The organism is Actinomycetospora aeridis (assembly GCF_037400275.1).
GTDB lineage: Bacteria > Actinomycetota > Actinomycetes > Mycobacteriales > Pseudonocardiaceae > Actinomycetospora > Actinomycetospora aeridis.
In genome coordinates this window covers 1-588 of the sequence record NZ_JBBEGL010000032.1, presented here as the reverse complement: position 1 = coordinate 588, position 588 = coordinate 1, and the positions used below count along the sequence as shown (strand labels likewise).

1 protein-coding gene is annotated in these 588 nt (G+C 68.0%); it reads right to left on the bottom strand.

Going from position 1 to position 588, the window contains the following annotated elements; translation table 11 throughout:
• Window positions 1–42: 42 nt before the first annotated feature.
• The coding region (locus tag WCD41_RS31045; RefSeq protein WP_337719129.1) for a transposase at window positions 43–588 on the bottom strand (546 nt) is incomplete at its 5' end.

Here is a 588-nt window from a genome sequence, read left to right as displayed (position 1 = left end):
GGGGCCTGTCAAGTTGTCTGTGTAAGTTGATCTATGGGTCGGTCAGCTGAGGTAGGGGCCGATGCGGTCGGGATAGGCCAGGGCGAGGGCGCCGAGGGCTTGTTTCCAGCCCACGACGGTGCTGCCCTCGACGAGCTTGCCGGGGGCCTTGCGTTGGTGGCCGGGGAGGCCGGCCTCCTTGGCTCGGGCGCGAGCTCGCTTGTCTTCGATGTCGCGGATGGCCAGCCAGAGCAGCTTGATCACGGCGTCGTCGCTGGGGAAGTGACCCCGATTCTTGATGATCTTGCGGAGCTGGAAGTTCAGGGACTCGATCGAGTTCGTGGTGTAGATGATCCGCCGCAGCTCGGGCGGGAACTCCAGGAACGGGATGAATCGCTCCCACGCGGCCTGCCAGGTCGCGACCGCGGCCGGGTAGCGCCGCCCGAACTCGCTGTCGGCGAACGCGGCCAGCTCGGTTTCGGCGGCCTCGACGGTGGGGGCGGTGTAGATCGGGCGCAGCGCGGCGGCGACGCGCTTGCGGTCGGTGTAGGACACGAACCGCATCGCGGCGCGCAGCAGGTGCACCGTGCAGGTCTGCACCGTGGTCTG